The organism is Sinorhizobium psoraleae (assembly GCF_013283645.1).
In the GTDB taxonomy this organism is placed as follows: domain Bacteria; phylum Pseudomonadota; class Alphaproteobacteria; order Rhizobiales; family Rhizobiaceae; genus Sinorhizobium; species Sinorhizobium psoraleae.
In genome coordinates this window covers 97,310-120,790 of record NZ_JABEKV010000001.1, presented here as the reverse complement: position 1 = coordinate 120,790, position 23,481 = coordinate 97,310, and the positions used below count along the sequence as shown (strand labels likewise).

Sequence of the window (23,481 nt, the reverse complement as noted above, 5' to 3'; positions counted from 1 at the left end):
AGCATCCCGCGACGCGGGACCAGTAATTGAAGACAAGCGATTGTTCGGGCAATGACGGGGTATTTCATGCACAGGGCAAAGTGCGTAGCGGCGGGGCTTGCGGCCCTGGTTTCGACGGCAATCCTTCCCACGGCCGCTGCGGCGGCTCAATGCGGCAATGACGGGAGCGGCTTTGCGGCCTGGGTAGCTGAGTTCAAGCAGGAAGCCGCCGGCAACGGCATCAGCAGGGCGGTACTCGACCAGGTACTCTCCAACGTTTCCTATAACAGGGCGACCATCCGCGCGGACCGCGGCCAGAAGAGCTTCAAGCTCTCGCTTGACCAGTTCATGCAGAAGCGTGGCGGTCAGGCGATCATCTCGCGCGGCAAGAAGATGCGGGCACAGAACGCCAAGCTGTTTGCCAGCATCGAACAGCGCTTCGGCGTCCCGGCGGGACCGCTGATTGCGATCTGGGGGATGGAAACCGGCTTCGGTTCCTTCTTGGGCAAGGAACACACGCTCTCGGCCGTCTCGACGCTCGCCTACGACTGCCGCCGCTCCGACTATTTCACCAACCAGCTTTACGCAGCGCTCCAGCTTGTAGAGCGCGGCGATCTGAGCCCTGCTGCCCGGGGTGCTGCCCATGGCGAGATCGGCCAGACGCAGTTTCTGCCGCTGAACGTCCTGAAATACGGTGTGGACGGAGACGGCAACGGCCATGTCGACATGGTCCGCTCCAAGGCGGACGCACTCGCCTCCACCGCCAACTTCCTGCGCGGCCATGGATGGCAGCCAGGCGGCGGTTATCAGCCGGGCGAGGTCAACTACGGTGCGATCCAGGGATGGAACGCCGCCAGCGTGTACCAGCAGGCGATCGCCATCATCGGCGCCGAGATAGACGGCGACTGATCGCGACCAACAGAATATGGATTTCGAGCCCGGTCCGAAAGGACCGGGCTTTTTGCATGCCCGGCCGATTACATGCCCGGTCGGGCGAAATCGCCGGTCTTGGCGTCCATCAGCCAAAGCTCGCCGGTTGAAATATCGAACCAGGCGCCATGAAGCTGCAGCTTGCCCTTCGCCTCGAGAATCTGGACACAGGGGAAGGTGCGCAGGTTGGCAAGCGAGTTCCGGATCGACACCCGTTCGAGCGCCCGTTGCCGTTCCGCCTGTGTCATGAATTCGTTGCTCTGGATCTGTTCCGCGGCCGGCTTCAGCAGGTTCATCCAGCGGCCGATGAAATCGCCGGGGGAGAGGGGCTCGGCGTCCGGATCGAGTGCCGCCTTGATGCCGCCGCAGCGCCCGTGCCCCATAACGACGATGTCGCTGACGCGGAGCGACTGGACGGCAAATTCGAGGGCGGCCGACGTCGAATGATAATGCCCGTCCGGCTCATAAGGCGGCATCATGTTGGCGACGTTGCGCACGACGAAGAGTTCTCCAGGGCCGCTATCGAAGATAGTTTCCGGCGCGGCCCGCGAGTCGCAACAGGCAATGACCATCGTCCTCGGCTTCTGGCCGCTTTCGGCGAGTGTCCGATAGCGCTGTTGCTGTTCGTTGAAACGACCGCTCATGAAGTTGCGGTAGCCGTTCAGAAGATGATCCGGAAAGCGCTGCATATCGATCGGTTACCCCAATGCTGCCGACACATCAATCCACGATGCCACGCAATGGCTGTGCGTGAATACTTCTTTATCTCCGCCGCACCTGGCCTGGATGCAAGAGGCGCCGCATCTGCACCATGGCCATCGGCGTTGCGAGGCTCGAGGCATCCTGCTCGAGCGTCAGCTCGTCGGCGCCGCGCTTCGCCGTGCGCGCGATGATCTCGAACACGCTGGCGGTCGCCATCTGCAGCGCCCGCTCTTCCGAAAGCCCCTGAAGCAGCCGTGCCAGAAACACGGCGGCCAACAGATCGCCGGTGCCGTTCGGTGGATTGTCGATCAACCGGTGTTCGGCGAGCAGCGCATGGCTGCCCGACAGATAAAGATTGCCGGTGCCACCACTCATCATCGGGATCGCCGAGGTCACCAGCACGCGCGACGGTCCGAGACCGAGTGCCGCATCGAGGATCGCCGTATTCGTTTCAAGCGCAGCCCCGGCAAGCCAGGAAAGCTCGAAGCGGTTGGGCGTCGCCAGTGTCGCCAGCGGCAGCAACCGGTCGCGAACGGCGGCGGCAATCTCGGCGGAGACATAGAGGCCGTTGCCATCGCCGATGATTGGGTCGCAGGCGTATACAAGATCTGGATTGCGCTGACGTAATGCCGTCACGAGCTCAGCAACGCCTTCGACATGGCCCGGCGAACCCAGGTACCCGGAGAGAACCGCCCGCACCTCGCCGGTCCAACGCGCATTGACGAGATCCTCGATGATCGACTGGAACTCCTGGTCGGCGATCGTCACCCGTGTCGAAGGGCCGTGGCCCGGATGCCACGGCAATATCACCGTCGGCACGGCCCAGACGCGGTGCCCGAGCGTCTCCAGCGCGAAGACCGCGGCCCGGTTGCCGACGGTGCCGCGAACCACATGGCTTGAAATAACGATGACGGCGCCGGGTGCGGCATGCGTTTCGGGCATCGGGCAATCCCATTCCTTCGAATCGAGGTGTGATCGCCCGACTGTCACCGGCCTGTCAACAGCGGATGCCAGAGATGCCCGAAACCGCGCTTCGGCGTTTTCGTGCGTTTCCACCGTTTTTCGAGCAATTTTTGCAAAATCGCCTTCGATTTAAATGGATTTAGGTCGAAATCGCGCGAATTTCTCCAAAATTCAGCTCGATTTTGCCGAAAACGGGCATAAAACGGTCGCCATTGGCCATGGTTCTGATAGGTTCATCTATCACGTACGGGGAGACAGTTCATGGGCGTGAAATACAATCCGAAGCGGGACAGGCATATCGACGCGGCCAAGGCGGCTGCGGAGAAGATCGGCGCCGAGGCGCTGGCGCCAGAGATCCTCTTCGGCGGGGCGAGCAACGACGACCTCGATCTTTATACCGCCGACATGCTGGCATTGACCGCCGCACATGCACGCAACGAACTCGCACGCTGGGACGGAGGCAAGCCGCAGGTTTCGGTCGAAACCGTGCCGGGCGTTGCGCCCGGCGGCACGGACGTCTCGATCATCGCCATCACCGAACGCAACATGCCCTTCCTCTACGACTCGATCATGGGCGAGGTGACGAGCACGCACCGCGACATCCATCTCGCAATCCATCCCATTCTCGTCAGGGAACCCGGCAAGCCCATCAAGGCGTACGATCCGGATGAGGAAAGCGATCCGGCGCACCGGGTGAGCCATATCCAGATTCACCTGGACAAGCTCGCACCGCTCGAAGCGCGCCAGCTCAGCAAGCGCATCGCCGACGTGCTGGACCAGGTCCATCAAGCCGTTCACGACTGGCCGGCGATGACGACATTGCTCAACCAAGCCATGAAGGAACTGGAAGCCTACAATGCTTCGCGCAAGAAGAGCGATCGTGACGAGGCGCTCGCTTTCCTTCGCTGGCTAAGAGACAGCAATTTCACGTTCCTCGGAATGCGGGAATACACCTATTCCGGCAAGGGCGAGAAGGCGACGGTCGAACGCGGCAAGGGCAGGGGCCTCGGCCTTCTCTCCAATCCCGATGTCCGGGTATTGCGCCAGGGCAAGGACGCCGTGCTGACGACGCCGGAGATCCTCGCCTTTCTCGAAGGGCCGGAGTTCCTGATCGTCACCAAGGCCAATGTGAAATCCCTCGTCCACCGCCGCGCCTATATGGACTACATCGGCGTCAAGCGCTTCGACACCTCCGGTAACGTGATCGGGGAACTGCGCATCGTCGGCCTCTTCACGTCGACGGCCTATACGCGTCAGGCGTCCGAAATACCGTTGCTGAGACACAAGATCGAAAAGATCATCGATCATTTCGGCTACGATCCCCAGAGCCATTCGGGCAAGATGCTGGCGAACACGCTGGAATCCTATCCGCGCGACGACCTTTTCCAGATCGACGTCGGGCTGCTGGCTGCGTTCTGCGAGCAGATCAACGAGCTCAGCGACCGGCCACGCATCCGCGTGCTGCCGCGCATCGACCATTTCGACCGTTTCGTCTCGGTCCTCGTCTTCGTGCCGCGCGAGCAATATGATTCGGACGTCCGCGAGAAGATCGGCAACTATTTGAGAACGGTCTATGACGGTCGCGTTTCTGCCTATTATCCCGCTTTCCCCGAAGGCGGGCTGGCGCGCGTCCATTTCATTATCGGCCGCTATGGCGGGAAGACGCCGCGCGTTCCGCAGGCCAAGCTCGAGGAGGCGGTTCGCAGCATCGTCACTCGCTGGACCGACCGCTTCAACCTGCTTGCGCGCAAGGACGGTATCGAGATCTCGGTCGGCGAAGCCTACCAAGCGGCCTTCACGCCGGCGGAAGCCTATGACGATCTTCAGGACATCGCCGCTTGCAGGCGCGACGACCCAATCCGCATCTCGTTCTATCACAAACAGAAAGAACGGCCGGACACGCTCGAACTGAAAATCTTCCACGCGGAAGATCCCGTGTCGCTCTCGCGTCGCGTGCCGCTCCTTGAAAATCTTGGGTTCCGCGTCATCAGCGAGCAGACCTACGACATCGGCGTCAGCGGGCATGCGGAAGAACAGCGGCTTGTGGTGCTGCACGACATGGAGTTGGTCCACCGCGATGGACATGCGCTCAATCTTGCCAAGACCGGTGTGGCGCTCGAAGAGGCGTTTCTGGCTTCCTGGAGCGGCACGATCGAAGACGACACGTTCAACCGGCTGATCCTGCTTGCCGGCCTCACCGCGCGCGAAGTCACGGTGCTGCGCGCCTATGCCCGTTATCTGCGCCAGGCGGGCATTACCTATTCGCAGGGCTATATCGCCGACACGATGAACAAGCATCCGGCGATCGCTGCCGACATCTTCCGGCTGTTTGCGACGCGCATGGATCCGAAGATCGAGGCGAAGGCGAGGACGAAGAAAGGCAACGCCTTGCTCTCGGCTATCGAGGAGGCGCTCTCGGCCGTACCGAGCCTCGACGAGGACCAGATCCTGCGCCGCTATGTCAACGTGATCCAGTCGACGCTCCGGACGAACTATTTCCAGAAAGACGCGGACGGCAGGCCGCGTGCGGTTCTCGCTTTCAAGCTTGATCCGAAGCAGCTCGATGGCCTGCCTGAGCCTCGGCCTTTCCGCGAGATCTTCGTCTACGGCACCGAGGTCGAAGGCGTGCACCTGCGCTTCGGCAAGGTGGCCCGCGGCGGCCTTCGCTGGTCGGACCGGGCGCAGGACTACCGCACCGAGGTACTCGGCCTCGTCAAGGCGCAGCAGGTAAAGAACGCGGTCATCGTGCCGGTCGGCGCCAAGGGCGGCTTCTATCCGAAGCAGCTGCCGGTCGGCGGCACGCGCGACGAAATTTTCAAGGTCGGCACGGAAGCCTACAAGACCTATATCCGCACGCTGCTGTCGGTCACCGACAACATCGTCGGCCATGACGTCGTGCCGCCGGCCGATACGCTGAGGCTCGATGGCGACGATCCCTATTTCGTCGTCGCGGCCGACAAGGGCACCGCCACCTTCTCCGACACGGCCAACGGGCTTGCCCAGGAAGCCGGCTTCTGGCTTGACGATGCTTTCGCCTCCGGTGGCTCGGCCGGCTACGACCATAAGAAGATGGGCATCACCGCCCGCGGCGCCTGGGAGACGGTCAAGCGTCATTTCCGCGAGATGGACATCGACATCCAGACGACTCCCGTCACGGTCGCCGGCGTCGGCGACATGTCCGGCGACGTTTTCGGCAATGGGATGCTGCTCTCGGAGAAGATCCGGCTGATCGCCGCCTTCGACCATCGCGATATCTTCATCGATCCGAATCCGGATACCGACCTTTCCTTCGCCGAGCGCAAGCGTATGTTCGCGCTTCCGCGCTCGAGCTGGCAGGACTACGACCGCAAGACACTATCGCAGGGCGCAATGATCATCTCGCGCACGGAGAAGTTCGTGACCCTGACGGCGGAGGCGATGACAGCAATCGGCCTCGACAAGCAGAAGGCGACCCCCTTCGAGATCATGAACGCCATCCTCAAGAGCTCGGTCGATCTGCTCTGGTTCGGCGGCATCGGCACCTATGTGCGCGGCAGCAACGAAACGGACGCCGAGGTTGGCGACCGCGCCAACGACGCGATCCGCGTTACGGCGGAGGAAGTGCGTGCCCGCGTTATCGGCGAAGGCGCCAATCTCGGCGTCACCCAGAAAGGCCGCATCGGCTTCTCGCTCGCCGGAGGGCGCTGCAATTCCGACGCGATCGACAATTCGGCCGGCGTCAACTCCTCCGACGTCGAGGTCAACATCAAGATCGCGCTTGCTTCGGCCATGCGCGACGGACGTCTGACGCGGCCGAAACGAAACACGCTTCTCGCTTCGATGACCGACGAGGTGGCGCACCTCGTGCTGCGCAACAACTACCAGCAATCGCTGGCAATCTCGCTGACGGAAATGCAGGGGCTCGCGAACCGCACCTCGCTCTCGCGGCTTATGGCGCGACTCGAGGCCGATGGCCACCTCAACCGTAAGGTCGAGACCCTGCCGACGGAGCTGGCCATGAGCGAGCGTTACCAGGCGGGCAAGCCGCTGACGCGTCCTGAGATCGGCGTTCTGCTTTCCTATGCGAAGCTGGTGCTGTTCGAAGAGCTGATCCTCGGCGATCTGCCGGATGATCCCTATTTCACTGCGACGCTGGAGCGCTATTTCCCGGCAAAGATGCGCAAGACCTATGCCGGGGATATCCGCGGGCACCGGCTGCGCCGCGAGATCATCGCGACGGTCCTCGGCAACGAAGTGATCAACCGCGGTGGTCCCGCATTCGTTTCGACGCTGACCGATACGACCGGCTTTCTCTCCGGCGATGTCGTCAAGGCGGCCGTGCTGGCGCTCGACGGCTTCGACCTGCAGCGGATTTACGGTGAGATCGACGCGCTGGACAACAGGATCAGCGGCGCCGTACAGAATGCGCTCTATCAGGAAGTGAGCCGCATCTTCGTGCTCGTAACCGAGAAGGCTTTGCGCACGCGCGCCTCGAGTGGCCCCGTTTCCGATGCGGTTTCGCGTCTGCGCGACGGCTTGCAGAAGCTGCGCGGCACGATGCGCACGGCAATCTCCGGCGACAGCGCCGAAGAGGCACGCCTGAGGGCCGCAGCCTTCATCGAAAGCGGCGCGCCGGCAAAGCTCGCGGAGGAAATAGCCGAACTGTCGCTGATGACCCTCGTGCCGGAGATCATGCAGATCTCCACCGAGACCGGCGAAACGCTGAGCCGCACCGCGCAGGGTTATTTCACCGTGACGGAAGATCTCAGGATAAATCGTCTGCTGGCCGCCGCCGATCGCGTGCCCGCCACGGAGCAGTTCGAGGCCATGGCGCTTTCGCGCGCCGTCGCCGACATCGGCGCCGCCCGGCGGGACATCACTGTCGCAGCGCTGGTCGAGCAGAAGGGCGAACGCAATCCGGTTCTTGCCTGGCACGACAGTGATCGCGAACGCGTCTCACGCGTTGGCGACCAGCTGAAGCTGCTCACCGAAAAAGGCGAGACGACACTCGCCAAGATTACGGTTGCGGCTGGCCTGCTCAACGACCTTGCACGCGGCAAGGCGAAATGACACAGTCCCTCCGGGCAATCGGCCCGGAGGACTGATTCCGCTTCGGGTTTCCTCGCGATTTCAACGCGTTATCGGACCTCGCCAAACAGCCGGCGAGGCCCGATGAATTCCGGGAGGGGAAATTGGACGTTACGGCCGAATCGAGAGAGCAGCCCAGAACGCCGCGCCTCGGCATCGCCGGCTGGATGCTTTTCGACTGGGCCGCACAGCCCTTCTTCACCGTCATCACCACGTTCATCTTCGCGCCCTATTTTGTTTCCCGGCTCACGGCCGACCCTGTGCAAGGGCAGGCGATCTGGGGCTATACGCTCACTGTCTCGGGCATCATCATCGCGGTTCTTTCGCCGGTGCTTGGCGCGATCGCGGACGCGACCGGACCGCGCAAGCCCTGGATCGGCTTTTTCGCGGTCATCAAGATCGTCTCGCTCGCCTTGCTTTGGTTCGCCGCGCCGGGCTCGCCCATCCTCTATGCGGCGATCTTCCTCGCCCTGGCGACCGTTGCCGCCGAATTTTCGATCGTCTTCAACGATTCGATGATGACGCGGCTGGTGAGCGAGAAAGAGGTTGGCCGCATCTCGAACATTGCGTGGGGACTCGGCTATCTCGGCGGCATGATCGTCTTGATCGCAGTCGTTGCCCTCATAGCCGGAAATCCCGCAACGGGTAAGACAGCACTCGGCCTCGACCCGATTTTCGGCCTTGATCCGTCCAAGGGGGAGGACGCCCGCATCACTGGCCCGATCTCGGCCGTCTGGTACCTGATCTTCATCCTGCCGATGTTCCTGTTCACCCCGGATGCGGCGAAGGCGACGATGTCGCTGTCGAACGCAACGGCCCGGGGGCTCAAGGAACTTGAGGGCACACTCCAGGAACTCAAGGAGAGAGCCGGTATCCTGCGCTTTCTGATCGCTCGGATGATCTTCCAGGACGGTGTCAACGGATTGATCGCGCTTGGCGGCACCTTTGCAGCCGTGATGTTCGGCTGGCAGACGATAGAACTCGGCCTCTATGGAATGATTCTCAACGTTGTCGCGATCGCAGGCTGCCTCTACGCGAGCCGGCTCGACGCACGGCTCGGCTCGAAAACGATTGTCGTTGCCAGCCTCGTCTGCCTCACCATCGCCACGCTCGGGATCGTCTCGACCGGCCCCGGCTTTACGCTGTTCGGGCTGCTGACGCTTTCGACGGAAGACTCCGGCGGTCTCTTCGGCACGGCGGCGGAAAAGGCCTACATTCTCTACGGCCTCCTGGTCGGGATCGCTTTCGGACCGGTTCAGGCCTCGTCTCGTTCCTACCTCGCCCGAAGCGTCGCGGTTGAGGAAGCCGGCCGTTATTTCGGCCTCTATGCGCTTTCCGGACGCGCGACCTCGTTCCTTGCGCCGGCGTCGGTCGCGACGATCACGGTGATGGCCGATTCAGCGCGCATCGGCATGTTGGCGCTCGTCGCTTTCCTTGCCGTGGGTCTCATCATTCTTCTAAGAACGCCCTATCCGGCACATCGCCCGGCATGAAAAACCCGCCGAGAGGGCTTTCGCGGCGGGTTCTCAAAACAGGCTGTCACTGGCCTCAGTGCCGGAAATGGCGCATGCCGGTGAACACCATGGCAACGTTGTGCTCGTTTGCCGCAGCGATCACCTCTTCGTCGCGCATCGAACCGCCCGGCTGGATGACGGCAGTGGCGCCGGCGGCAATCGCCGACAGCAGGCCGTCGGCGAAGGGCAGGAAGGCTTCCGATGCGACAGCCGAGCCGCGGGTCAGCGGTTCGGCGAGGCCGAGCGCCTTGGCAGCTTCCTCCGCCTTGATCGCAGCGATGCGGGCGGAATCGACGCGGCTCATCTGGCCGGCACCGATGCCGGCCGTCTGGCCGTCCTTCGCATAGACGATCGCATTCGACTTCACATGCTTCGCCACCTTGAAGGCGAATTTCATGTCTTCGAGTTCCTGCGCGGTCGGTGCGCGCTTGGTTACGACCTTGAGTTCGAGATCCTCGACCATGCCGTTGTCGCGCGTCTGGACGAGCAGGCCGCCAGCGACAGTCTTTGCGGAAAGGCCAGGCACACGCGGATCCGGCAGGCCGCCGGTCGCAAGCAGCCGAAGGTTCGGCTTGCGCGCGATGATCGCCTTTGCCTCGTCATTGACGGACGGCGCAATGATGACTTCGGTGAAGAGCTTGACGATCTCGTCCGCGGTCTCGGCGTCGAGCTCCTGATTGAGCGCGATAATACCGCCGAAGGCGGAGGTGGAATCGCAGGCGAGCGCCCGGCGATAAGCTTCCGCAAGCGACGGCGCCGTCGCGACGCCGCAAGGGTTGGCGTGCTTGATGATCGCGCAAGCCGGCGCCTTCTCCGGCAGGAACTCGGCCACGAGCTCGAAGGCGGCGTCGGTATCGTTGATATTGTTGTAGGAGAGCTGCTTGCCCTGCAGCAGCGTGGCGGTCGCGACCCCCGGCCGGTTTTCGCCGGTCACGTAGAAGCCTGCCTTCTGGTGCGGGTTTTCGCCGTAGCGCATCTCTTCCTTGAGCACGCCTCCGATCACCCGATGGCGCGGCATCGGCGTATCGAGAACATCCGCCAGCCAATTCGAAATTGCCGCGTCATAGGCCGCGGTCCGGGCATAGGCTTTTGCCGCCATTTTCTGGCGGAAGGCATAGCGCGTCGTGCCGCCGGCGATTTCTTCGAGAAGGGGCGCATAGTCGACGGGATCGGTGACGATGGTAACATAGGCATGATTTTTCGCGGAAGCACGGATCATCGCCGGACCGCCGATGTCGATGTTTTCGACCGTCGTCGGATAATCGCCGCCCTTGGCGCGAACTTCCTCGAACGGGTAGAGATTGATGACCGCGAGATCGATCGCGGTGATGCCGTGCTTGTCCATCGCCGCGACGTGCTCGGCGTCGTCGCGAATGGCGAGCAAGCCGCCATGAACACCGGGGTGAAGCGTCTTGACGCGGCCATCCATGACCTCCGGAAAACCAGTCAACTCCGAAACGTCACTGACCGGAAGCCCGGCGTCCGACAGCGCCTTGTGCGTGCCTCCGGTCGAGACGAGGCGCACGCCCTTTTCATGAAGAGCACGCGCGAGCTCGACAATGCCGGTCTTGTCGGAAACCGAGAGGAGGGCGGTGCGGATCCGGACTTCGTCCGGGGCGGGGATTTTCTTGGAGGCGACAGCCATCAACCATGCTCCTTTGGCGGCGCCGGACGCTCGGGGAGAAGAAGGTGCCGGCGGTTGGGATCGCTGCCCGTTAGCATAGCTTGCCACGGGAAGGAACCTTCAGCGCGGGGAGGAGCGGAAAATAGGTGCCAGAGCGGGATGAGGAAAAGTGTGTTCGGTTTTCCGCCCGCATCCCGCCCTGATTCTTTAGAACCGATCAACGTTTATGATTTCGGGTCGATTCGACCAAGATCATCGTGATCTCGGGCGACGTTCTAGCTCTCGCGGGTGAGCGTCCACTGGATTTCCGGCTGTGCCGCCACAGCGAAAGTGACGGTTATCTGCGACGAGGCCCGCACCCCCGAGGGATCGGCAAAGAAGATATCTTCCTCGATTGCCAGCTCCCCATCCCTGCAAGCGAAGAGCCAGGCTTCGCCGTCGGGCGCTACCAGGTAGATCTCGCTGTCGCTTGCCCGTCGCATCGCGATCGCCGGGTGGATGTGAAAGCGGGCGACGGCGGTGGCGACATTGGCCGCGTCCGGATCGCCGCCGTCTTCCCGCAAAAGCCGATCGCGGCCACTGACCAGCCGGCCGCCGTTCAAGATGCTGATATCGCGTTCATGGAGAAGGCCGAAGGATATGAGATAGCCATCATGACTGGCCCTGACGGACTCGATGCGGCCCGGCTCGTCCTTTCGCTCGACGAGCACCTTCGACAGGCCGGACGTCATGATCGGCCCGAGGAACCGCGATTGGGAAAAGCGGCAAGAGGACGTGTCATTGACCGTTACCGTGGAATGAGCGGCCGTCGCCCGGGCCATCTGACGAAATCGTTCGCCGGCGAACTTTGGCGCGCCGGAGTTGATGACGAAGCGGTTTCTGCCCGATGACATCTCGAAGGAGAGGCAGCCGGCATGGGCGCTGCGCGAAAGGTCGATCGAAAGCGGCCGACCCGTATCCATGATGACGACGGTTTCGCCGAGCGACAACCGCTCATAGTGGACGTGGGGCAAGGACCGGAAGGGTTCGCCGGCCGTTTCGTCATATCGCAGCACAGAGGCGAGTTCGTGCGCCAGAACTGAGGTCGCGCCATTGAAAAGCGCGAGCTCGCCGCCCTGGTGACGGAAGAAACGCAGGGCCGGATACATCCGGTCGATACAGGGGATGAGCCGCGACGGCACGTCGTGGCCGAGATTGACATAGGTCTGCCGGAGCGGCAGCAGATCGAGCAGCAGCTCGAGCCCCGCCCGGGGGCTGCGAGAGGAATGCCCGCCGTCCGGCAGGATCTGACGATCGAGTTCCTGATCGAGATTGCGGGCGGCCTTGCGGATGGCGGAAGCCGAGGCCGGCATCGACACGGATGCCATGGCCAGCGCCATGCGTACACGCAGGCGCGCCTCGCCGTCGCAGACCGTGTCCGCAATGTGCCGAAGGTAGCGAACCTGGAATGCCAGGCTTTTCAGGAAGCGGCGGTAGAACCCGTGTTCGGCGTTCCGCAGCACCACCGGCGAGTGCGACAGCCAGGCGATGATGCGTTGGGCGATCACATCGGCTTCCCAGGAAATGCCGCCGATGTTGCGGCCGTGGCTGCCGATCCAGTCGTCGACGATCTGCCGGAGCCTGACGAAGCCGGCATCCTCGCGGATCGCGCGCAGATGCCGCAGCCAGCCGAAGGAGTGGAGCCGGACAGCAAACTCGTGCGACGGCAAATCGATCTCGAAGGGAGATTCGCCTTCGGTGTCGAGCACACGGCCCGCGAGCGGAAAGCGGCCCTGCAGGATCTCTTCAGCGACGAAAGGATCGATCGCCCTCAGGTCCGTTGGTGCAACGATCAACCGGTCGGGAGTTGAACCGGCAAAGCGCATCGCCGTCACGCGGCCGAGCGAGATGCGGCGCGAAAATCGGCGCCAACCTTCCCGCAGGTACAGGTAAAGAAGCCTTTGCTTACCGGAAAACAACATCAGCGCCCGTCGGTTTCCTTATTCCTGCAACGGACCCTTCAAAGCGCCTGAGGCTGAATCATGCCCGGATTGCGCCAGAATCCCTTTCCAGCGCGGAATGGTGCCGGAAAGATCATTAAACTTTTATCAATCCTGTCGACATTGATAGGCCGACGGGCCGATAGCGTCAATTGACGCGGCAAAACAGCCTGTTGACGGGGCGCTTGCGCCAATACCAGCCGGCCATTCAGGCGCGCTTGCGGCGGAGCACTGCGGCATAAAAACCATCGAGCCCGCTGGAGAAGGGCGGCGCCAGCGGAAGCATGGCAGGCGTCGTGCGGAACTCGCCGCGATCCGTGATCGCGTCGTAGAGACCCGGCCAATCAGCCGCAGTGATCGGAACCCGCTCGCAGTCCTCGCCATCGCCGACGACGCGCGCGACAACTTCCTCGCCTTCGCGCGGATCGAGCGAGCAATTGGAAAAGACCACCAGTCCACCGGGCTTTACAACGCTCAGCGCGTGGCGCAGCAAACGCTCCTGCAGCCCTGCAAGCTTCTCGATATCCTCTGGCCCCTTCGTCCAGAGCACGTCCGGATGGCGGCGCGTCGTTCCGGTGGAGGAGCAGGGGGCGTCCAGAAGCGCGGCGTCAAAGAGTTCGTCGGGTTGGAAGTCCGCCATGTTGACTTCCTTCGTCCGGGCCTCCAGGCCGAGCCGCGCGAGGTTGGCCTTCAACCGTCGCAAGCGGCTGGAGGACTGATCGAGTGCCGTCACCTTCGCCCCGGCGAGAATGAGCTGTGCCGTCTTGCCGCCGGGTGCGGCGCAGAGATCGACGACGCGCTTGCCCGCGACATCTCCGAAAAGACGTGCCGGGATGGAGGCAGCCGCGTCCTGGACCCACCACTCGCCCTCCGAGAATCCCGGGAGTGCGGGAATGGCGCCGGAGAACGTACCGAGCCGAACGGAGCCGGTCGGCAGAACCATGCCGCCAAGGCGCTCGGCCCAAGCGGCTGGGTCGGATTTCACCGACAGATCGATCGCGGCCGGAACTTCTTGCGACGCGGACATGCGTTCGGCCTCTTCCCGGCCGTAGCTGGCCACAAGCCTGTCGTAGAACCAGCCTGGCATCGCCGGAATCGACTTCACCTTGTCGAGAATGGCGTCCTTCTCGCGCGAAAGCCGGCGAAGAACCGCGTTGACGAGACTCGCGAAGCGGCGATTGCGCGGATCGGCTTGCGCCTGCTCGACAGCAAGGTCGACGGCGGAATGATCCGGGATGTCGAGGTAGAGAATTTGCGCCGCGGCAACGGTCAGCACATGATCGAGCGCGCGGGCCCCCTCCGGCAGCGGCGTCTGCAACAGAGAATCGATTGCGGCCCGAATGCGCGGCAGGTGCCGAAGCGCGGAATTGAGAATGGCGCGCACCAGCGCCCGATCGGCGTCGTTGAGCTCGCGATAGGCCGGATTGCCGTGCTCCTGGTCGAGCATGCCGTCAAGGGAGGTCTTGCGGTCGACGACGGCCGCGAGGATCTTGGCGGCCGCCTGACGGCTCTTCAAACCCGGCTTCTCCGCCATCAGGGCACTACCGGTGCCCGGCGCTGTCTTCGGCGACCTGTTGTGAGCTCGGGTTCGTTTCGGGCGTGAATCGTTTTTCTTGTCTTCAGGCATTTAGAGCCTTTCCTGGATAAATGGAAACATTCTGCCGGAGCAGGTTTTCGTCGGGATCAAAGGCGATTGCCGAGCGTCGTACACGGACGTACGTCCGAGGCGATCGCCTTTGATCCTGGCGGAAAGGTGCCCGGCCCTTCGGGTTGGCTGAGGCGGGCGGCCTGTTTTGCATTCCGCTCCGCTTGAGCCAACAGAACTGTTTCCATTCAACCAGGAAAGGCTCTAGGACCAGGGACCTTTGGGCGGTTCGGAACCACCGCGACCCCAGCCGGTTTTCGGAACAGAGCGCGATTTGCGCACCGAATTATCAGCACGCACCGGCGGCGTCGAGCCCATCGACATGTCGCGCGCCATCTGCTCCAGCGCCGCAACGCGATTTTCCGTGCTCGGATGGGTCGAGAAGAGATTGTCCATCCGTTCCCCGGAAAGCGGATTGATGATGAACATATGCGCGGTCGCCGGGTTGCGCTCGGCGTCGTCGTTGTGGATCACGTGAGCTGCGCCGGCAATTTTCTGGAGTGCCGAGGAAAGCCAGAGCGGATTGCCGCAGATTTCCGCTCCGCGCCGGTCGGCGGAATATTCGCGCGTGCGGCTGATCGCCATCTGTACCAGCATCGCCGCGAGCGGCGCGACGATCATGGCGACGAGCACGCCAATGAAGCCGAGCGGATTGTTGTTCTCGCGGTTTCCGCCGAAAAAGAAGGCGAAGTTGCCGAGCATCGAAATGGCCCCCGCCAGCGTCGCCGTCAGCGTCATCGTCAGCGTGTCGCGATACTGGATATGCGCAAGCTCATGCGCCATGACGCCGGCGACTTCCTCATAGGAGAGCGAGTGCAACAGCCCCGTGGAGGCCGCAACGGCGGCATTCTCGGGATTGCGGCCGGTCGCAAAGGCGTTCGGCTGCGGGCTGTCGATGACATACACGCGCGGCATCGGCAGACCGGCATTCTGCGCCAGATCCCGGACGATCCCATAGTATTCCGGCGCGGTGCGTTCATCCACTTCCTGGGCTCGGTACATCGCGAGCACCATGCGATCGGAATTCCAGTAGGAGAAGAAGTTCATACCGGCGGCTATGACGAGGGCAATCATCATCCCGCCCCTGCCGCCGATGGCGTAGCCGACGGCCATGAAGAGGACGGTCATGACGGCAAGCAGCATTGCGGTGCGCATAAGATTCATGGATGAGCTCCAGCCATATCCGTATCGTTCGCCGATTGGGTGGAAAAGCGTTTGCAGCCGCTTTCGTTCCGTTCAACTCGCCCGAACGTTTCACGTGAATCAGGGTTTCCGTTCGCACGGAAGCGCTTATATGATGGGGATAAATCCTCCGCTCTTCAATATCGTTACGGAAAGCCGGACCGCCAGATGCAGAACGACAACGACAATGCGCCCGATCGCCCCAATCGCCCGCTGCCGGCAGCCGCTCTGCGCGCGCTGAAGGAGGCGGAAGAGAGAAGGCGGGCGGCGGAACCGCAAGTCATGCCGACCGAGGTCGGCGGCCGCGGAGGCCTCGATCCTGCACGTTTCGGCGATTGGGAGATCAAAGGGCGGGCAATCGATTTCTGACGAGATCAGGCGCCGCCATAGGGTTAATCATCGTTCCGCCAGCGAATCGAATAAAGGCAGCTCCTGCACGGTTCCTTAAATTGGAACCGATTTACAAAATCATGCAGAAGCGCAAAGTTCTACAGCGATCTTTGCGCGTCTGATTGGACGCGCGGCGCTGTGGGCCCCGTACCCACCGATACGGAGCCCAGCGGATACCTTCAGGCGCGGTTCTGGCGATTGGCAATCAGATCGTCGACCACCGCCGGATCGGCAAGCGTCGAGGTGTCGCCCAAGGAGCCGTAGTCGTCCTCGGCGATCTTGCGGAGAATGCGCCGCATTATCTTGCCGGAACGCGTCTTCGGCAGGCCGGGGGCGAACTGGATCTTGTCCGGCGTGGCGATCGGTCCGATCTCCGAGCGGACATGCTTGACGAGGGCCTGGCGAAGATCGTCATTGCCGGTCTCGCCGGCCATCAACGAGACATAGCAGTAAATGCCCTGTCCCTTGATCGGGTGCGGATAGCCGACCACAGCCGCCTCCGAGACAAGATGGTGCGAGACGAGCGCCGATTCGACCTCCGCCGTGCCGAGCCGATGGCCGGAAACATTGAGCACGTCGTCGACGCGGCCGGTGATCCAGTAGTAGCCATCCTCGTCCCGGCGGCAGCCGTCGCCGGTGAAATATTTGCCCTTGTAGGCGGAGAAATAGGTCTGGATGAAGCGGGCATGATCGCCATAGACGGTCCGCATCTGTCCCGGCCAGCTATCGGCGATGCAGAGATTGCCGTCCGCCGGACCCTCGAGCACATTGCCTTCGTTATCGACGAGTTGCGGCTGGACGCCGAAGAAGGGCCGCGTCGCCGAACCGGGCTTGAGATCGGTCGCACCCGGCAGCGGGGTGATCAGAATGCCGCCCGTTTCCGTCTGCCACCAGGTATCGACGATCGGCGAGCGCTGCTCGCCGACGATGTTGTAGTACCATTCCCAGGCTTCCGGATTGATCGGTTCGCCGACGGTTCCGAGCAGGCGCAGGGATGAACGCGAGGACCGCTTGACGAACTCGTCGCCGGCGCCCATCAGAGAACGGATCGCTGTCGGGGCAGTGTAGAAGACGTTGACCTTGTGCTTGTCGACGACCTCCCAGAAGCGTCCGGCATCCGGGAAATTCGGCACGCCCTCGAACATCAGCGTCGTCGCGGCATTGGCGAGCGGCCCGTAGACGATATAGGAGTGGCCGGTCACCCAGCCGACGTCGGCCGTGCACCAGTAGATATCGCCGTCCCGGTAGTCGAAGACATATTCGTGTGTCATCGACGCGTAGACGAGATAGCCGCCGGTCGTGTGCAGAACGCCTTTCGGCTTGCCGGTCGAGCCGGAGGTGTAAAGGATGAACAGGGGATCCTCGGCCCGCATCTTCACCGGCGGGCAGTCCGGCTTCACGGTCGCGATTTCCTGGTGGTACCAGACATCGCGCCCCGGCGCCCAGGAGACCTTGCCGCCGGTGCGGCGCACGACCAAGACCTTGTTGACCATCACGTGCTGCTTGGCGGCGATATCGATCGCCCTTTCGGTATTTTCCTTGAGCGGCACCGGCTTGCCGCCGCGCACGCCCTCGTCGCAAGTGATGACGAATGTCGATTCGCAGTCGACGATGCGGCCGGCGAGCGCATCGGGCGAGAAGCCACCGAAGACGACGGAATGGATGGCGCCGATGCGCGCGCAGGCGAGCATCGCGTAAGCCGCTTCCGGAATCATCGGCATGTAGATGGTTACGCGATCGCCCTTCTTGACGCCGTGTTTCTTCAGCACGTTGGCGAGACGGCAGACCTGATCGTAGAGCTGGTTATAGGTGATCTTCTTGTCGATGTAGGGGTTGTCCCCCTCCCAAATGATCGCGGTCTTCTCGCCATGGGTCTTAAGATGGCGGTCGATACAGTTGTAGGAGACGTTGGTAATGCCGTCCTCGTACCACTTGATCGACACCTTGCCCTTGAAGGTCGTGTTCTTGACCTTGGTGTAGGGTTTGAACCAATCGATCCGCTTGCCGTGCTTGCCCCAGAACTTGTCCGGATCGGCAACACTTTCCTCATACCACTTTAGATAGGTAGCGTTGTCGAGTAGCGTCCGGCTCTTGGCGGATTTCAGAACCGGATAGGTCTTTACGGACATGTGTTTCCTCCCTGCGCATTCCTAGCCCGCGGCGACACTCCCAGCCGCCCGTTCGGTCACGATTCATAGCAGGTCAAAGCCCGCCCGCAATTAGACAAAAGGACATTCGATCCTGAAAGAATTGCAATTTCGAGACAAGGACGATATAGAGGCGCTCAATTCCCGGAAATCAGTGGTAGACTCCACGGCCCGCGACACCGGCGCGGACGGACGAAAGGACTATATCCATGGCTCAGCAACTGCTTATGCCCAAGGCAACTGCCGTCTGGCTCGTTGACAACACAGCGCTGTCATTCGACCAGATCGCGCAGTTCTGCAAGCTGCACCCGCTCGAAGTGAAGGCAATCGCCGACGGTGAATCGGCGCAGGGCATCAAGGGCCTCGATCCGATCGCCACCGGCCAGCTTTCTCGCGACGAGATCGCGCGCGGCGAAGCTAACTCGAACCACAAGCTCAAGCTCTCCGAACCCAAGGTTCGCGTTCCGGACTCCAAGCGGAAGGGCCCGCGCTACACGCCGGTCTCCAAGCGCCAGGACCGTCCGAACGCCATCCTCTGGCTGGTACGCAACCATCCCGAGCTGAAGGACGCGCAGATTTCGCGGCTGGTCGGCACGACGAAGACGACGATCGAGCAGATTCGCGAACGCACCCATTGGAACTCGGCCAACCTGACACCGATGGATCCGGTGACGCTCGGCCTTTGCTCGCAGATCGACCTCGATCTGGAAGTCGAACGCGCCGCCAAGGGCCGCCCGCTGCCGACCGCAGCCGAGGCAGGCGCCACGCTGGAGGCAGCGCAGGAGACCGAGAAGCTCGGCTACAACTTCGAGCGCGAGGAAGAAAAGGAAATCGACGCCGATGCCGTCTTCGCCAAGCTGAAGTCGCTGAAGTCGGATCGCAAGGACGACGAAGACGACGACTATTGATCGTTTGTCGACGTACAGCGCCGCGCGTCTTAGACGCGCGAAGGACGCCGTAGCACTTTGATTTGCTGCATGTTTTTGTCCTTAAATCGGATACGATTAAGGAAACATGCAGTAGGACACAGGCAAACCCGGATCTCGCGATCCGGGTTTTTTGTTGCGCCTCTCAGTAGGCCGAGCCCGACGGAATGTTGAGATTGTGGCGCTCGGTTCCCTTGAGCGGCGGATTGAAGATGCTGACGAGGATCAGGTCCTCGTCGCGGCCACCGCGCAGGTAGTGCTTGTCGTGCTGGTCGAGCACATAGATGTCTCCTTCGCGGATCGGGAAGACATTACCCTGCATGTCCTCGACCTCGCCTTACCCGGCAATGCAATAGCAGGCTTCGAGATGGTTGCGGTATTCGAGCAGCGAAACCGTATTGGCGCGCACCACCGTGTGACAGACGGTGAACCCCATGCCGTCCTTTTCCGTCAGCAGCCGATGGCTCGTGCCGCTTCCCCATTCGACGAAATAGTCCGTCGCTTCGACATCCTTCAGGCTGCGCACGAACATGCGGCTCTCCTACTGTTAGAAAATTTGATAAACCGGCGATACGAATTCAGATCGGATCGCGATGACCTCCTTATTTGCCGAATTCGTACTCTGCACAAATGACGATTCCTCACCGGATCGTTGAGGAGAATTTACATATGATGCCACCGCTTGGAGCGCTCAGGGTTTTCGAGGCGGCAGCGCGCCTGGCGAGCTTTTCGCGCGCAGCCGACGAGCTGCATGTGACGCATGCCGCTGTCAGCCACCAGATCCGGCTTTTGGAGGAATGGTTCGGGCGACCGCTGTTCCTGCGGGAAAAACGCGGTGTCCGTCTGGCGCCGGAAGCCGAAAGGCTGGCCGAAATCCTGTCGGCCAGTTTCGAGCGCGTTTCGGCCGAAGCCGAGGCGTTGAAACAGAGAACGAAATCGGAGATCACCGTCGCGTGCATTCCCTCGATCGCAACACGCTGGCTGATCCCGGCGCTCGGCGATTTCCTCGCCGCCAACGCCGACATCACGGTGAAGGTCGTTTACGCCATGGCGGCACAGCGCCTGCGCGAGACGGGTTGCGATGTGCTGATCACGCTCGGCGCCGACACCTCGGACGGTATCGGCTGCGAGCGGCTCTTTTCGCGCGTCAATAGACCGGTCGCCAGCCCGCGCTACCTCGAGCGCAGGGGCAGCATCGGCACGCCCGATGAGATCGCCGCGGCGGACCTGCTCCATGACGAGACGACGAGACATTGGCAGCATTGGCTTACCAAGGCCGGCCTATCTCCCCGCCGGCCGCTTAGCGGACCGGTCTTCCAGGACTTCAATCTGCTGGCAACAGCCGCCATCGCCGGTCACGGTGTGGCGCTTTGCCCGATCGAAGTATGCCGCCGGGAAATCGAAAACGGCGACCTGATCGTGCTCTCCGACATCGCCGTCCTGGAGGACGAGAGCTATTTTCTCATCAGCAAGCTCTCGCGGCAAAAGGCGGTTTCCGCCTTCTGCACGTGGTTCAAGGCGGTGGTCAACCCGGTGGCGGGCTGACTCACTCGCACGCGCACAGAGCGCGCTGCAGCGCGGCTCAAAGGCCAATGCCCTTGGCATGAAGCGCGGCCGTGATCTCATCGAGGATCGCCGGGTCATCGATCGTCGCCGGCATCTTCCACGGCTGGCGGTCGGCGATCTTCTGGATCGTTGCCCTGAGGATCTTGCCGGATCGCGTCTTCGGCAATCGCTTGACACAGATCGCCGTCCTGAAGGCGGCGACCGGCCCGATACGCTCGCGCACGAGACCAATGACTTCCTTTTCGATTTCCGATGTTTCACGGGAAACATTGGAATTGATCACCAGGAAACCGGCCGGAATCTGCCCCTTCAGCGGGTCGGCAATGCCGATCACCGCGCATTCCGCCACGTCCGGATGGCTGGCACAGACCTCTTCCATCGCGCCGGTCGAAAGACGGTGGCCAGCGACGTTGATGATATCGTCGGTGCGGGCCATGATGAAGATGTAGCCGTCCTCGTCGACATAGCCGGCGTCCGCAGTCTTGTAGTAACCGGGATATTCGTTGAGGTAGGCCGCATGGAAGCGATCGTCGGCGTTCCAGAGCGTCGGCAGGCAGCCGGGCGGAAGCGGCAGCTTGACCACCACGTTGCCCAGAGTGCCCGCCGCCACCGGATGCCCGGCATCGTCGAGGACCTGCACGTCATAACCGGGCAGGGGAACGGCCGGAGAGCCGTATTTCACAGGCAGCAGCCCAAGGCCTAGCGGATTGCCGGCGACCGGCCATCCCGTTTCCGTTTGCCACCAGTGGTCGATGACCGGAACGCCCAGCGCCCGCTCGGCCCAGTGGATCGTGTCCGGGTCCGCTCGCTCGCCGGCAAGGTAAAGTGCGCGGAAGCGCGAAAGGTCGTAGCGGGCCACGTGGGCGGCCTCGGGATCTTCCTTGCGGATTGCGCGCAATGCCGTCGGCGCGGTGAACATGACCGCGACGCCATGCTCGGCGATGATGCGCCAATATGTTCCGGGATCCGGCGTGCCGACCGGCTTGCCCTCGAAGAGAATAGAGGTGTTGCCGTTGAGGAGTGGCCCATAGACGATATAGGAGTGTCCGACCACCCAGCCGATGTCGGAAGCCGCCCAGAAGACCTCGCCCGGCCGAACGCCGAAAAAATTCTCCATCGACCATTTCAGCGCAACCATGTGGCCGCCATTGTCGCGCACGACGCCCTTCGGCTGCCCCGTGGTCCCGGACGTATAGAGAACGTAAAGCGGATCGGTCGATGCGACCGGGGCACATGGCTCCGTTTCGCCGGCTTCCTTGGCCATAGCGAGCGCCTCGGCGAAATCGATGTCGCGTCCGGCAAACATGCCGGCGGCCAGCATGTCGCGCTGAAAGATCAGGCAATGGGCCGGCTTGTTTGCGGCAATCTCGATTGCCGCATCGAGAAGCGGCTTGTAGGCAACCGTGCGTCCAGGCTCGATGCCGCAACTTGCCGAGACGACGAGCTTCGCCTGGCAATCGTCGATGCGCACCGCAAGCTCGTTGGCGGCAAAACCGCCGAAGACGACCGAATGCACCGCGCCGATCCGCGCGGCGGCGAGCATTGCCACCGCCGCCTGCGGGATCATCGGCATATAGATGATGATCCTGTCGCCCTTGCCGACCCCGAGATTGCGGTAGACCGAAGCCATGGCCGTCACGTCGGCCAACAGTTCGGCATAGGAGATCTTTTCGATCCGGCCCGTGACGGGGCTGTCGTAGATGAAGGCGGGCTGCGCCCCGCGACCGGCTTCCACATGGCGGTCGAGACAATTATAGCAGGTGTTCGTCACGCCGTCGGGAAACCAGTGACCATAGGTTCCGCGCTCGGACTCGAAAATGCGCTCGGGCGGCTGAAACCAGTCGATCGCTCCGGCCGCATTAGCCCAAAATCCATGCGGATCCGACTTCCACGCGGCATACACTTCGGAATAGCGGCTCGCCATATCCGTTCTCCTCCACATACCTCCCGGATTTGAAGTCCGGCTCCTCACGATCGAGGATAGGCGAATGAAGGCGAAGGCTGAACCCCGACGAAAGCGTAATGGCCGGAATGGGATGAAGAAAGAAGACTGCGGGCGGTTTTTCGCTCGCATCCCGCTTCAATGTCGCTCAGCGCGAACCGAAAATCGCCGAACCTACCCGCACACTGGTGGCGCAGAAAGCGATGGCCGTTTCAAAATCGCCGGACATGCCCATCGAGAGCTTGTCGAGGCCGCACGTCGCCGCGAGTTTCGCAAGCAGAGCGAAATGCGGACCGGGATTCTCGTCAACCGGAGGAATGCACATCAGCCCCTCGATGTTCATCGCCAGGTCCCCGCGACACAGATTAACGAAGGCAACAGCTTCTTCCGGCGCGATGCCTGCCTTTTGCGGTTCGAGACCGGTGTTGACCTGGACGTAGAGCCGAAGGTTGCGACCCTGCCGCTTCATCTCGGCGGAAACGGCCCGGGCAATCTTCTCGCGGTCGATCGTCTCGATGACATCGAAAAGAGCGACGGCGTCCGCGGCCTTGTTCGATTGCAGCGGACCGATCAGATGCAGTTCGATATCGGGCGTCTCGAGGCGGAGCGACGGCCATTTGCCTTGCGCCTCCTGGACGCGATTTTCGCCGAAGACGCGCTGGCCGGCGGCGATGACGGGGCGTATCGCGTCGGCATCGAAGGTCTTCGACACGGCGACCAGCGCGACGGCCTGCTCGGGCCGGTGTGCCGCTTTTTCGCTGATGCGAATCCGGCTCACGACTTCGTTCAACCGTTCCTGCACTTCCATCCTTGTGCTCCCATGCCCGAAGACCACGACGAACCTCTCCTGCGGCTTATTGAAACTTGCGATACTTGCCAAGGCCTACCGCATGTTTCCTCGAACCGTACTCGATTAAGGACAAAA

15 protein-coding genes and 1 pseudogene are annotated in these 23,481 nt (G+C 62.3%); 6 read left to right on the top strand and 10 right to left on the bottom strand.

Translation table 11 applies throughout. From position 1 onward, the window contains the following. Positions 1–66 precede the first annotated feature (66 nt). Entirely contained in the window at positions 67–888 is an 822-nt protein-coding gene (locus tag ILFOPFJJ_RS00500; protein ID WP_173508639.1) for a lytic murein transglycosylase, read from the top strand. A gap of 68 nt (positions 889–956) precedes the next feature. On the opposite strand, the gene ILFOPFJJ_RS00495 is transcribed toward ILFOPFJJ_RS00500, so the two are convergent. Together ILFOPFJJ_RS00495 and pdxY are read right to left on the bottom strand one after the other, a co-directional pair. Then, positions 957–1,598: a carbonic anhydrase gene (locus ILFOPFJJ_RS00495; RefSeq protein ID WP_173508638.1), complete on the bottom strand. Its 642-nt coding sequence runs from the start codon at positions 1,596–1,598 to the stop codon at positions 957–959. A 73-nt stretch (positions 1,599–1,671) separates the two neighbouring features. Then, positions 1,672–2,553, bottom strand: coding sequence for a pyridoxal kinase PdxY (pdxY, locus tag ILFOPFJJ_RS00490; RefSeq protein ID WP_173508637.1), 882 nt, complete (start codon positions 2,551–2,553; stop codon positions 1,672–1,674). Positions 2,554–2,835: 282 nt separating this feature from the next. Here pdxY and ILFOPFJJ_RS00485 point away from each other — a divergent pair, with 282 nt between their 5' ends. Then, positions 2,836–7,623, top strand: a complete 4,788-nt coding sequence (locus tag ILFOPFJJ_RS00485; protein ID WP_173508636.1) for an NAD-glutamate dehydrogenase — start codon at positions 2,836–2,838, stop codon at positions 7,621–7,623. 122 nt (positions 7,624–7,745) lie between these two features. After that, positions 7,746–9,134, top strand: coding sequence for an MFS transporter (locus ILFOPFJJ_RS00480; RefSeq protein WP_173508635.1), 1,389 nt, complete (start codon positions 7,746–7,748; stop codon positions 9,132–9,134). A 55-nt stretch (positions 9,135–9,189) separates the two neighbouring features. On the opposite strand, the gene purH is transcribed toward ILFOPFJJ_RS00480, so the two are convergent. From purH to htpX, 4 genes are all read right to left on the bottom strand, one after another. Continuing rightward, positions 9,190–10,800 carry a bifunctional phosphoribosylaminoimidazolecarboxamide formyltransferase/IMP cyclohydrolase gene (purH, locus tag ILFOPFJJ_RS00475; protein ID WP_173508634.1) on the bottom strand — a complete coding sequence of 537 codons (1,611 nt, stop codon included), beginning with the start codon at positions 10,798–10,800 and terminating at the stop codon, positions 9,190–9,192. Positions 10,801–11,054: 254 nt separating this feature from the next. Next, positions 11,055–12,740, bottom strand: coding sequence for a heparinase II/III family protein (locus tag ILFOPFJJ_RS00470; protein WP_173508633.1), 1,686 nt, complete (start codon positions 12,738–12,740; stop codon positions 11,055–11,057). A 226-nt stretch (positions 12,741–12,966) separates the two neighbouring features. Beyond that, positions 12,967–14,385 carry an RsmB/NOP family class I SAM-dependent RNA methyltransferase gene (locus ILFOPFJJ_RS00465; protein ID WP_173508632.1) on the bottom strand — a complete coding sequence of 473 codons (1,419 nt, stop codon included), beginning with the start codon at positions 14,383–14,385 and terminating at the stop codon, positions 12,967–12,969. Positions 14,386–14,607: 222 nt separating this feature from the next. Beyond that, a complete protein-coding gene (htpX, locus tag ILFOPFJJ_RS00460) occupies positions 14,608–15,567 on the bottom strand; it encodes a zinc metalloprotease HtpX (RefSeq protein WP_173508631.1) in 960 nt (319 codons plus the stop codon). 186 nt (positions 15,568–15,753) lie between these two features. On the opposite strand from htpX, the gene ILFOPFJJ_RS00455 reads away from it, so the two are divergent. Then, complete coding sequence (locus tag ILFOPFJJ_RS00455; RefSeq protein WP_173508630.1) at positions 15,754–15,954, top strand: DUF1674 domain-containing protein; 201 nt, start codon at positions 15,754–15,756, stop codon at positions 15,952–15,954. Between the two features lie 200 nt (positions 15,955–16,154). On the opposite strand, the gene acs is transcribed toward ILFOPFJJ_RS00455, so the two are convergent. After that, positions 16,155–18,104: an acetate--CoA ligase gene (gene acs / locus ILFOPFJJ_RS00450; RefSeq protein WP_173508629.1), complete on the bottom strand. Its 1,950-nt coding sequence runs from the start codon at positions 18,102–18,104 to the stop codon at positions 16,155–16,157. 227 nt (positions 18,105–18,331) lie between these two features. On the opposite strand from acs, the gene ILFOPFJJ_RS00445 reads away from it, so the two are divergent. Continuing rightward, positions 18,332–19,030 carry a DUF1013 domain-containing protein gene (locus ILFOPFJJ_RS00445; protein ID WP_173508628.1) on the top strand — a complete coding sequence of 233 codons (699 nt, stop codon included), beginning with the start codon at positions 18,332–18,334 and terminating at the stop codon, positions 19,028–19,030. Positions 19,031–19,193: 163 nt separating this feature from the next. On the opposite strand, the pseudogene ILFOPFJJ_RS00440 reads toward ILFOPFJJ_RS00445, so the two are convergent. Beyond that, a pseudogene (locus tag ILFOPFJJ_RS00440) lies at positions 19,194–19,580 on the bottom strand (ectoine synthase). Positions 19,581–19,717: 137 nt separating this feature from the next. Here ILFOPFJJ_RS00440 and ILFOPFJJ_RS00435 point away from each other — a divergent pair. Continuing rightward, positions 19,718–20,593 carry a LysR substrate-binding domain-containing protein gene (locus tag ILFOPFJJ_RS00435; RefSeq protein ID WP_173508627.1) on the top strand — a complete coding sequence of 292 codons (876 nt, stop codon included), beginning with the start codon at positions 19,718–19,720 and terminating at the stop codon, positions 20,591–20,593. A 37-nt stretch (positions 20,594–20,630) separates the two neighbouring features. Here the strand turns inward: ILFOPFJJ_RS00435 and ILFOPFJJ_RS00430 are convergent, their stop codons facing one another. Then, the gene (locus ILFOPFJJ_RS00430; RefSeq protein ID WP_173508626.1) at positions 20,631–22,538 is read right to left on the bottom strand and encodes a propionyl-CoA synthetase; all 1,908 of its coding nucleotides are present in this window, start codon (positions 22,536–22,538) and stop codon (positions 20,631–20,633) included. Positions 22,539–22,704: 166 nt separating this feature from the next. Further along, positions 22,705–23,364: a YggS family pyridoxal phosphate-dependent enzyme gene (locus ILFOPFJJ_RS00425; protein WP_173508625.1), complete on the bottom strand. Its 660-nt coding sequence runs from the start codon at positions 23,362–23,364 to the stop codon at positions 22,705–22,707. Between the last annotated feature and the right edge of the window lie 117 nt (positions 23,365–23,481).

What these genes read in the sequence shown, in the direction of transcription:
- ILFOPFJJ_RS00500 (WP_173508639.1), top strand. Translation starts at nt 67, where the DNA reads ATGCACAGGGCAAAGTGCGTAGCGGCGGGGCTTGCGGCCCTGGTTTCG.
- ILFOPFJJ_RS00495 (WP_173508638.1), bottom strand. Translation starts at nt 1,598, where the DNA reads ATGCAGCGCTTTCCGGATCATCTTCTGAACGGCTACCGCAACTTCATG.
- pdxY (WP_173508637.1), bottom strand. Translation starts at nt 2,553, where the DNA reads ATGCCCGAAACGCATGCCGCACCCGGCGCCGTCATCGTTATTTCAAGC.
- ILFOPFJJ_RS00485 (WP_173508636.1), top strand. Translation starts at nt 2,836, where the DNA reads ATGGGCGTGAAATACAATCCGAAGCGGGACAGGCATATCGACGCGGCC.
- purH (WP_173508634.1), bottom strand. Translation starts at nt 10,800, where the DNA reads ATGGCTGTCGCCTCCAAGAAAATCCCCGCCCCGGACGAAGTCCGGATC.
- ILFOPFJJ_RS00470 (WP_173508633.1), bottom strand. Translation starts at nt 12,740, where the DNA reads ATGTTGTTTTCCGGTAAGCAAAGGCTTCTTTACCTGTACCTGCGGGAA.
- ILFOPFJJ_RS00465 (WP_173508632.1), bottom strand. Translation starts at nt 14,385, where the DNA reads ATGCCTGAAGACAAGAAAAACGATTCACGCCCGAAACGAACCCGAGCT.
- htpX (WP_173508631.1), bottom strand. Translation starts at nt 15,567, where the DNA reads ATGAATCTTATGCGCACCGCAATGCTGCTTGCCGTCATGACCGTCCTC.
- ILFOPFJJ_RS00455 (WP_173508630.1), top strand. Translation starts at nt 15,754, where the DNA reads ATGCAGAACGACAACGACAATGCGCCCGATCGCCCCAATCGCCCGCTG.
- acs (WP_173508629.1), bottom strand. Translation starts at nt 18,104, where the DNA reads ATGTCCGTAAAGACCTATCCGGTTCTGAAATCCGCCAAGAGCCGGACG.
- ILFOPFJJ_RS00445 (WP_173508628.1), top strand. Translation starts at nt 18,332, where the DNA reads ATGGCTCAGCAACTGCTTATGCCCAAGGCAACTGCCGTCTGGCTCGTT.
- ILFOPFJJ_RS00435 (WP_173508627.1), top strand. Translation starts at nt 19,718, where the DNA reads ATGATGCCACCGCTTGGAGCGCTCAGGGTTTTCGAGGCGGCAGCGCGC.
- ILFOPFJJ_RS00430 (WP_173508626.1), bottom strand. Translation starts at nt 22,538, where the DNA reads ATGGCGAGCCGCTATTCCGAAGTGTATGCCGCGTGGAAGTCGGATCCG.
- ILFOPFJJ_RS00425 (WP_173508625.1), bottom strand. Translation starts at nt 23,364, where the DNA reads ATGGAAGTGCAGGAACGGTTGAACGAAGTCGTGAGCCGGATTCGCATC.